This window comes from Azohydromonas aeria (assembly GCF_009760915.1).
GTDB lineage: Bacteria > Pseudomonadota > Gammaproteobacteria > Burkholderiales > Burkholderiaceae_C > Azohydromonas > Azohydromonas aeria.
Genome location: NZ_VIDQ01000051.1, coordinates 43,647 through 53,686 on the forward strand (window position 1 = coordinate 43,647; position 10,040 = coordinate 53,686).

The following is a 10,040-nucleotide window of genomic DNA, read 5'->3' on the forward strand; positions in this document are numbered from 1 at the left end:
CGGGACGACTGACATGGCAGGCAACGACAAGAAGCTGCAGCCCATCATCATCAAGAAGGTGAAGAAGGGCGGCCACGGCCACCACGGCGGCGCGTGGAAGATTGCCTATGCCGACTTCGTCACGGCGATGATGGCCTTCTTCCTGCTGATGTGGCTCATGGGCTCGATGAGCGAGGGCGACCGCAAGGGCATCGCCGACTACTTCAGCTCGCCGGTGAAGCTGTCGCTGCTGGGCAATGCCGGCAGCGGCACGGGCGACTCGCAGAGCATCATCCAGGGCGGCGGGCAGGACATCACGCGCTCCACGGGCCAGGTCAAGCGCGGCGACATAGACGCCACGCGCGAACACAACGCGCTCAAGATCCTCAAGGCCGAGCAGGCCGCGGCCGAGGCGCGCAAGCTCGAGGCGCTCAAGCTCAAGGTGCTGTCCAAGCTGCAGGAGAATCCGCGGCTGTCGGCGCTGCAGTCGCAGATCAAGCTGGAGATGACGCGCGACGGGCTGCGCATCCAGATCATTGACGAGCAGAACCGGCCGATGTTCGCCAGCGGCTCCGCGGTGGTGCAGACGTACATGCGCGAGCTGCTGCGCGAGATCGGGCAGGCGCTGTCCGACATGCCCAACCGCCTCACGCTCGAAGGCCACACCGACGCGCACGCCTACTCCGGCGGCGACCGCGGCTACAGCAACTGGGAGCTCTCCAGCGACCGCGCCAACGCCAGCCGCCGCGAGCTCATCGCCGGGGGGCTGCCCGAGGACCGCGTGGTGCGCGTGCAGGGCCTGGCCTCCAGCGTGCTTTTCGATCCCAAGGATGCGATGAACCCGCAGAATCGGCGCATCAGCATCATCGTCATGAACCGCGAAGCCGAGGAGCGCTTCTTCCGCAATGCGTCCGACCTGGCCGAGGCCCTGGACGCGCCGGAAGGCAGCCGCCCCGGCGCTGCGCCGGCCACCGCGCCGGCGCCTTCTCCCACACGCCCCCGGAACACGCCATGAGTACCCCTACCGATCTGAAATTCCTGATCGTCGACGACTTCTCCACCATGCGCCGCATCGTGCGCGGGCTGCTCAAGGAAATGGGCTGCCACAACGCCGACGAGGCCGAGGACGGCGCCATCGCGCTGAGCATGCTCAAGAACCAGCGCTTCGACTTCGTCGTCAGCGACATCAACATGCCCAACATGAACGGCTTCGAGCTGCTGTCGGCCATCAAGGCCGACCCGGCGCTCAAGCACCTGCCCGTGCTCATGGTCACGGCCGAGGCGCGCAAGGAGGACATCGTGCGCGCGGCGCAGAGCGGCGCGGCGGGCTACATCGTCAAGCCCTTCACCAAGGCCACGCTGGAGGAGAAGGTGCAGAAGATCATGCAGAAGCTCGCCACCACGCGGGCCTGAGCCGGCTTCAGGAAGTACGCCATGAACCTGCCTGAAATTCCCCAGCCCAATGCGCCGATGATCGTCTCGCCCGAGGTGTTCCAGCAGCTTGGCGCCATCACGCGGCTGCTGCACGACACGATGCAGCAGCTCGACGTGATGCCGCGGCTGCAGACCGCCACCGACGGGCTGCCCGACGCGCGCAGCCGGCTGCAGTACATCGCCACCAAGACCGCCGACGCCGCCAACAAGGTGCTCAACTCGGTGGACCAGGCCAAGGCCGAGCAGCAGCGCATCAGCGAGTCCACGCGCGAGATGGCCGCGGCCATGGTGGCCAACCCGGTCAAGGCCGTGGCCTCCGGCGCCGTGATGAACTTCATGCACGACGTCGAGGCGTCGAGCGCGCGCATCGACGGCCACCTCACCGACATCATGATGGCGCAGGACTTCCACGACCTCACCGGCCAGGTGGTGGCCAAGGTCGTCAAGCTCGCCAGCGAGCTCGAGGACAGCCTGCTGGCGCTGCTGGTGCAGGTGGTGCCCCCGGACCAGCGCGACAAGCTCGGCGCCAACGCCCCGGTGGTGGCGGCGCAGCTCGACGGCCCGGTGGTCAACGCGCAAGGGCGCACCGACGTCGTCACTGACCAGAGCGAGGTCGACGACCTGCTCGCCAGCCTGGGCTTCTGAGCCGCCGGCATCGTCGGCCACGGCTGCGCGGTGCCCGCCCGGTGCCTGCCCGCCACGGCATGCATCCCCCGGACGATTTCAATAGGGAGAACACCATCTCGCCGCCGCAGCCTGATCAGGCGCAATGCCGTGAGGTTCATGGCCTCGGGGAGACGGCGACATGGCTTACGAGTTCTTCTTCAGTTACGCACGCGCCAACGACGACGCGTACCTCAAGCAGTTCTTCAACGACCTGAGCGAGGACATCCGGCAAAAGCGCGGCCTGCCCCGGGGCGCCGAGGTCGGCTTTCTGGACCAGGCGGGCCTGGATCTGGGCACCGAGTGGGATCCCGCCATCGTCGCCGCGCTGCAGGACAGCAACGTGCTGCTGGCGGTGGCCTCGCCGGCGTACTTCAAGAGCGACTACTGCGGCAAGGAATGGGCGCTGTTTCGCCGGCGCTGCGAGGCCGCGGCGGGCCCGGGCGGCCAGTTGCCGCCGCTGCTCAAGTCCATCGTCTGGATCAAGTACCCCATCGAGCCGCTGCCGCACGAGGTGCGCTCGACGCAGCTGCTCTTCGCCGATCCGCAGGCCCTGCACAACGAAAAGGGCTTCAGGTACCTGCTGCGCCAGCTCGCGGTGCAGCAGACCCTCTACAACGACCTCATCGACCAGCTCGGCACGGAGATCATCGAGGCTGGCGACACCCATCGCATCCCGCCGCTGCCGCCGGCGCAGGTGCCCGCGCTGGCCCAAGTGCGCTCGGCCTTCGAAGCCGCGGCGGCCGAGGTGGCGCCGGCCAGGCCCGGTGGGGGCATCACGGGGGGCGGCGCGTCGGGACCCCGGCACGTGCACTTCATCTTCGTCGCGGCCAATCCCCAGGACTTCGGCCCGGCGTTTGCCGCCGATGCCTACCTGGAAGCCGGTGCCGGCGACTGGAAGCCGTTCTTTCCCGACGATGTGCGTCCCATCAACCCGTTGCTGGCGCAGGTGGCCGCGCGCGACGACCTGCTGTTCTCCAGCACGGAGGTGCCCTTCGGTCCCGACCTGATCGAGCGGGTCGATGCGGCCTGGAAGCAGCGGCAGATCGTCGTGATCGTGATCGACCCCTGGTCGGTGCACTGGGATGCGCAGCGCCACCAGCCCAGCTACCAGGCGCTGCTGCGCCAGCTCGATGCCCGCCTGGACTACCACTGGTGCGTGCTGGTGCCGTGGAACGAACGCAGCGAGCCGCTGAGCACGCAGCGCGACCAGGTCGTCGCCACGGTGCTGCACACCTTCGACCGCCATGCGACGCTGGCGCCCAACCCGATGTTCTACCGCGACGGCATCCGCTCGGCCCAGGAGCTGCAGTCGGCGGTCGCGGAGGTGCTCACGCGGCTGAAGGAGGAGATCAAGAAGCGCGCCCCGGTGGAGCGGCCCGTGCCCGCGGGGCCGGCGCGGCTGGTGGTCAGCGGTCCGAGTGCCAGGAGCTGAAGCCATGGCCGGACCTCGCGTTGCCGGGCGCGTCATCACCTTCTACTCCTACAAGGGCGGCACCGGCCGCTCGATGGCGCTGGCCAACATGGCCTGGATCCTGGCGGCCGGCGGCAAGCGCGTGCTGGTCATCGACTGGGATCTGGAGGCCCCCGGGCTGCACCGTTACTTCAAGCCCTTCCTGATCGACCACGAGCTCGGCGCCTCCGACGGCCTGATGGACCTGATCGACCGCTACGCGAGCGAGGCCATTCGCCCGCTGGCCGAAGGCGAATCGCTGCCGCCCGACTGGTGGCTGCCGCTGGCCGACATCGGCGAGTACGTGCTGTCGGTCAACTTTCCGCACTTTCCCAGCGGCGGCGGCATCGACCTGCTGCCCGCGGGCCGGCAGAGCGAGACCTATGCCGTCAAGGTCAGTGCCTTCAACTGGCAGAACTTCTATGACCGCCTGGGGGGCGGCGGCTTCCTCGATGCCGTGCGGCGCCAGGCGCAGTCCGAGTACGACTACGTGCTCATCGACAGCCGCACCGGCGTCAGCGACACCGCGGGCATCTGCACGGCGCAGCTGCCCGACACGCTGGTCGTGTGCTTCACCTACAACAACCAGAGCATCAAGGGCGCCGCGGCCGTGGCCGCCTCGGCCCAGCGGTTGCATAGCGAAGTCCGTCGCAAGCAGCCGAGCGATCCGGCCGTCGGGGTGGCGGACACGCCGGTTCCCTACCGCATCTACCCGGTGCCGATGCGCGTGGATGCCGGTGAGAGCGAGCGCCTGGCCCAGCGCCAGGCCTTCGCCCGCGAAGCCTTCGCCGCCTTGCTGGACAGGGAAGGCCTGACCGACCCGGCGCAGTACTGGTCCGAGGTCGAGGTGCCGCACCGGGTGTTCTATGCCTACGAAGAGGTTCTGGCGCCCTTCAAGGACGATCCGCACGACCCCAAGACCGTGTTCGCGGCGTTCCTGCGCATGACGCGCTATGTGACCCGCGGTGACGTGCAGGACTACCGGCTGCCGCTGGAGCCTGCGCTGCGGCAGCGCCTGCTGGAAGCCTTTGCCGAGACGCCGCGCGCGGCGCCGGCACCCGCGTCCTCCGCGCAGCCAGCGCCCGAAACCGAGGAGCAACTGCTCGTGCGCACGGCGGACACGGCGCTGCTGGCGCTGGACGGGGAGCAGCGGGAACTGGCGCGCAGCGTGCTGTGCCGCCTGGTGCGCGTGGCCCGCGACGAGGAGGGCGGGCGCTTCTATCCGATCCGGGTGGCGCTGCAGGACTTCACCGGGGAGCAGCACGCCGTCGTGGGCCTGCTGGCGCAGCACGGCATGCTCACGGTGGGCGTGGAGTCGCGGGGACGGCGCCATACGCGCTCGCAGCCGCCGGAGCAGGTGGTGGGATTCGCCGACGAGCGGCTGGTCGCGCTTTGGCCGGTGCTGCAGCGCTGGCTCGACGAGGACCGCGACTTCCTGCTGTGGCGCCAGCAGCTGCGCGACTACCGCACCGATTGGCTGCGCACCGGCGAGCGCAGCGCACTGCTCACCGGCACGCTGCTGGGCGAGGCCCAGCTGTGGGCCCGCAAGCGGCCGGAAGAGCTCAACGCGGCCGAACATGGCTTCATCATGGACTCGCTGGCCGCGGCGGAGAAGCAGGCCCAGGCGGCTGCGCGGGCGCCGGTGCCGCCGGTGGGCGTGGGCGCTTCGCTGCCCATGCCGCGTGCAGCGCCAGCGCCAAGCCGCCGCCCGCTGGCACGGCTGGCGCTGGCGGCCGGTGTCCTGGCCGTCGTGGCGACAACCCTTTGGTTCCGTGGTCCGGGGGACACGACGCAGCCATCTGCCAGCGTCGGTACCGTGCCGGCCATGCCGCCGGTTCCAGCCCAGGGCGCCACGGACGCACAGCAGGCCGCGGAGATCTACAAGGCCGGCGAAGCGCTCGCGGCCTTGCCGGTGACCGACGTGCAGCGCAAGCGGCGCCAGGCCACGGCCGTCGAGTATTTCGCGCCCCCGGAGCGCCGGGACGAGGTCGGGTCCGCGCTGCAGTCGCTGGGCTTCAAGGTGGCCCTGAAAGACGCGCTGATCCCGGGCGCGGTGGCCAACTGCCTCTGGTACAGCCCGTCGGTCGATCCCGAGGACGTCAAGGCCGCGGCGCTGGCGCTGATCCGTGCCGGCCTGCTGGTGCGTGCCATCCGGCCGATCGCACCCGGGGCGCCGGGCCGCGACAAGGCGCTGATCCAGATCGGTGCCGACGCGTCGCAGGTCGCCATGGAGCCTTACACGGTGGCCCGTGTCCAGGAAGCCACCTTCACCGTGCCGCAGGTCTACATCCAGTTCGCCGGTGCCGTGGACCGGCAGGCCGTGATCGAGCCGCTGCGCAAGGCGCTGGAGGCCGCCGGCATCGCCGCGCCGCCGGCCGAGCGCATCAACAGGCAGCAGTCCAACGAGGTGCGCTACTTCACGGACAACGAGGCCGACCGGCAGCTGGCCGACAGGGTCAGGGATGTGGCCATGAAGGCATTGACCGGCACGGGCTGCCCGCTCCAGGAACTGCCGGTGCGCCGCAACGACTTCACCCGCGGCAGCGCCGCGCCCGTGGAGCTGTGGCTGATGCTCAACTGCGGGAAGAGCTGAATCCCGGCCGCCGGCCATGCCGGCGCGCAGCGCTGAACTCGGCCGGCTTCGTGCCGCTTATCCGGCTGCTGCAGCGGCTGCCGCACCTGCATCATCGCGGCCTTCTTCCACTGAAGCGCAGCCATGGCCGACGAGGGCGCCCAGGACCGCCAGTTACCCGCCACAGAACGCAAGATCCGCAAGGCCCGCGAAGAAGGCCAGGTGGCGCGCTCGCGCGACCTGGGCCACTTCGCGGCGCTGGCCGCGGGCGGCGCGGCGCTGGTGGCGCTGGCGCAGCCGCTGGGCTCGTGGCTGCGGCGCATCCTCACGCACGGCCTGCGCTTCGACCACCGCGTGCTGGCCGACCCGGCGCTCATGGGCGAGCGGCTGTGGGAGCTGTCGCTGCAGATGCTGGCCGTGGTGCTGCCGCTGGGGCTGCTCATGGCCGCCGTGGCGGTGGCCGGGGCGCTGGGCGGCGGCGGCTGGAACTTCACCATGCAGCCGCTCAAGCCCGATTTCACGCGCTTCAACCCGATCACCGGGGTGAAGCGGCTGTTCTCCAGCGACCAGCTGGTGCAGACCCTCAAGGCCAGCCTGCTGGCACTGGTGCTCGGAGTCGTGGGCGGGCTGTACCTGCGCGCGCACCTGCCGGACTTCACGGCGCTGCTGCAGCTGCCGCTGCCGGCGGCGCTGGCCGAGGGCACGGCGCAGCTCTACGTCGGGCTGGCGCTGCTGGTGGGGGCGCTGGCGCTCTTCGCGCTGGTGGACGTGCCGCTGCAGCGCTTCCTGCTGCTCAAGCGGCTGCGCATGAGCCACGAGGAAGCCAAGAAGGAGCACAAGGAGGCCGAGGGCAATCCGGAGATCAAGGGCCGCATGCGCCAGCGCATGCGCGAGATGTCCAGGAAACGCATGCTCGCCGCCGTGCCCGAGGCCGACCTGGTGGTGACGAACCCGACGCACTACGCCGTGGCGCTGAAGTACGACGAGGCCTCCATGGCCGCGCCGCGCGTGGTGGCCAAGGGCACGGACCTGGTGGCGCAGCGCATCCGCGAGCTCGCGCGCGAGCACGAGGTGCCGGTGCTGGAGGCGCCGGCGCTGGCGCGCGCGCTGCACGCCCACACCGAGATCGACCAGGAGGTGCCCGGCGCGCTGTTCACGGCCGTGGCGCAGGTGCTGGCGCACGTCTACGCGCTGCGCGCGGCGTTGGCCGGGCGCGGCGCCATGCCCGGCGCGCTGCCGGAGCTGCCGGTGCCCGAGGACATGGACCCGCTGGCGAAGAAAGCCCGCTGACGGGCACAGCCGGGCGCGGCGAGCCTGCCTCATGGCGAGGCGGGCTCTTGAGCGGGGTCGGGCACGCCGGGCGGTCGCGCCGAACAGCGGCCTTTTCGGCCCGCTAATCCGGCTCAAGTTTTCGCGCCGGGCCGGAACAATCCCTACCCATGAACCCCTATCTCGCCCGGCTGCAGGCGACGCTGGGCGTGAGGCCGGACTTCGTGCGCACGCTCGCGGCGCCACTGTTCGTCGTCCTGATCCTGGCCATGATGGTGCTGCCGCTGCCGCCCTTCGTGCTGGACCTGCTGTTCACCTTCAACATCGCCATGGCGCTGATGGTGATGTTCACGGCCTCCAGCATGGTCAAGCCGCTGGACTTCGCCGCGTTCCCGGCCGTGCTGCTGGTGACGACGCTGCTGCGGCTGTCGCTCAACGTGGCCTCCACGCGCGTGGTGCTGCTGGAGGGCCACACCGGCACCGGCGCGGCCGGCCACGTCATCGAGGCCTTCGGCCACTTCCTCATCGGCGGCAACTTCGCCGTGGGCCTGATCGTGTTCGCGGTGCTGGTGGTGATCAACTTCATCGTCATCACCAAGGGCGCCGAGCGCATTGCCGAGGTCGGCGCGCGCTTCACGCTCGACGCCATGCCCGGCAAGCAGATGGCCATCGACGCCGACCTCAACGCCGGGCTCATCGACGAGAAGGAGGCCAAGCGCCGCCGCGCCGAGGTGGGCGAGGAGGCGGAGTTCTTCGGCTCCATGGACGGTGCCAGCAAGTACGTGCGCGGCGACGCGATGGCGGGGCTGCTGATCCTGTTCATCAACATCATCGGCGGCTTCGTCATCGGCGTGGTGCAGCACGACCTCAGCGCCGCCAAGGCCGCCGACACCTACATCCTGCTGGCCGTGGGCGACGCGCTGGTGGCGCAGATCCCGGGGCTGCTGATCTCGGTGGCCTCGGCGATGGTGGTGTCGCGCGTGGGCAAGGACAGCGACGTCGGCAGCCAGATCGGGCGCCAGCTCTTCGGCGCGCCGCGCACGCTGGCGCTGAGCGCGGGCATCATCGGCGGCCTGGGGCTGATCCCGGGCATGCCGCACCTGGTGTTCTTCATCATCGCCGCGGTGCTGGGCGCGGCGGCCTGGCGGCTGCAGCAGGCCGAGCGCCGCCGCGCGCAGGCGCCCGAGCGCGCGGCCGAGCCCGAGCGGCCGGCCGATGCCGAGGCCAGCTGGGACGACCTGGTGCCCGTGGACACGCTGGGGCTGGAGGTGGGCTACCGGCTCATCGCGCTGGTGGACAAGGCCCGCAACGGCGACCTGCTCGGCCGCATCAAGGGCGTGCGCAAGAAGTTCGCGCAGGACGTGGGCTTCCTGCCGCCGCCGGTGCACATCCGCGACAACCTGGAGCTGCGCCCGAGCCTGTACCGCGTGACGCTGCGCGGCGCGGTGGTGGGCGAGGGCGAGGCCTTCCCCGGCCTGTTGCTGGCCATCAATCCCGGCGGCGCCACGCAGCAGCTGCCCGGCACCACCACCACCGACCCGGCCTTCGGGCTGCCGGCGGTGTGGATAGAGGAGCGTCACCGCGAGCAGGCCCAAATGGCGGGCTTTACGGTGGTTGATTGCTCGACCGTGGTCGCCACCCACCTCTCACACTTGATGCAGGTCCACGCCGCGAAGCTGCTGGGCCGCGTGGAGACCCAGCAGCTGGTGGACCACGTGGCCAAGCTCGCGCCCAAGCTCATCGAGGACGTGGTGCCGAAGATGGTGGCGATCCCCGTGCTGCAAAAGGCGCTGCAGCTGCTGCTGGAGGAAGGCGTGCACATCCGCGACATGCGCTCCATCGTCGAATGCCTGGCCGAGAACGCCGGCGCCGGCACCGACGCCGCCGAGCTGGCGCGGCGCGTGCGCGTGCACCTGGCGCCGGCCATCGTGCAGCAGATCTACGGCCCGGTGCGCGAGCTCGACGTGATCGCCATCGAACCCAACCTGGAGCGGCTGGTGACGCAGGCCCTGAACTCGCCGCACGGCGCGGCGCTGGACCCGGGCGTGGCCGAGGCGCTGAGCCGCGGCGCGGCCGACACCGCGCAGCGCCAGGAGGAGATGGGCGTGCCGGCGTGCCTGCTGGTGCCCGACGCCATCCGCGCGCCCATGGCGCGGCTGCTCAAGCGTGCCGCGCCGCGCCTGAAGGTGCTGGCGCACAGCGAGATTCCTGAAACCCATTCCATCCGGATCGCCTCGATCATCGGAGGCACAGCATGAACGTCAAACGCTTCACCGCGCGCAGCCCGCGCGAGGCCCTGCAGCTGGTGCGCCAGGCTTTCGGCGAGGACGCCGTGGTGGTGTCCACGCGCCCGTGCCCGGAAGGCGTGGAGATGCTGGCCATGCCGCCCGAGAGCGTGCGCCAGCTCGAAACTTTCACGCCCGGGCTGCCGGCGCGGCCGCTGGCGCAGGGCGCCCCGGCGCAGGCCCGGTTGCAGCCGCAACCGCAGCCTCAATTCCAGCCGCAGCCGCAGCCGCAGCCGCAGGTCCAGCCCCAGGCCCATGCCCAGGCGGCCGCCGCCGAGCCCGACGCCGAGCAGCAGGCCATGAGCACGCTGTCGTTCCAGGACTACGTGCGCGAGCGCATGCTCAAGCGCCGCCAGGCCGAGATCGCGCGCCCGGCCGCCGCCGC

The 10,040-nt window shown here is 70.6% G+C and carries 7 protein-coding genes and 1 pseudogene; all 8 read left to right on the forward strand.

Annotated features, from left to right (window positions below; translation table 11 throughout):
- The first annotated feature begins 13 nt into the window (after positions 1–13).
- Positions 14–994, forward strand: coding sequence for a flagellar motor protein MotB (gene motB / locus FJ694_RS24375; RefSeq protein ID WP_157269920.1), 981 nt, complete (start codon positions 14–16; stop codon positions 992–994).
- Complete coding sequence (gene cheY / locus FJ694_RS24380) at positions 991–1,392, forward strand: chemotaxis response regulator CheY (protein ID WP_157269921.1); 402 nt, start codon at positions 991–993, stop codon at positions 1,390–1,392. The genes motB and cheY overlap by 4 nt, the downstream gene beginning before the upstream one ends.
- Before the next feature lie 21 nt (positions 1,393–1,413).
- The gene (locus FJ694_RS24385) at positions 1,414–2,058 is read left to right on the forward strand and encodes a protein phosphatase CheZ (RefSeq protein WP_157269922.1); all 645 of its coding nucleotides are present in this window, start codon (positions 1,414–1,416) and stop codon (positions 2,056–2,058) included.
- 160 nt (positions 2,059–2,218) lie between these two features.
- A complete protein-coding gene (locus FJ694_RS24390; RefSeq protein WP_157269923.1) occupies positions 2,219–3,511 on the forward strand; it encodes a toll/interleukin-1 receptor domain-containing protein in 1,293 nt (430 codons plus the stop codon).
- 4 nt (positions 3,512–3,515) lie between these two features.
- A complete protein-coding gene (locus FJ694_RS24395) occupies positions 3,516–6,122 on the forward strand; it encodes a KGGVGR-motif variant AAA ATPase (RefSeq protein ID WP_157269924.1) in 2,607 nt (868 codons plus the stop codon).
- A 123-nt stretch (positions 6,123–6,245) separates the two neighbouring features.
- On the forward strand, positions 6,246–7,391 hold the full coding sequence (gene flhB / locus FJ694_RS24400) for a flagellar biosynthesis protein FlhB (protein WP_157269925.1): 1,146 nt from the start codon (positions 6,246–6,248) through the stop codon (positions 7,389–7,391).
- Between the two features lie 149 nt (positions 7,392–7,540).
- Complete coding sequence (gene flhA / locus FJ694_RS24405) at positions 7,541–9,628, forward strand: flagellar biosynthesis protein FlhA (RefSeq protein WP_157269926.1); 2,088 nt, start codon at positions 7,541–7,543, stop codon at positions 9,626–9,628.
- Positions 9,625–10,040 (forward strand): annotated as a pseudogene (locus tag FJ694_RS24410) (flagellar biosynthesis protein FlhF); the annotation flags it as partial. The gene flhA and the pseudogene FJ694_RS24410, both read left to right, overlap by 4 nt.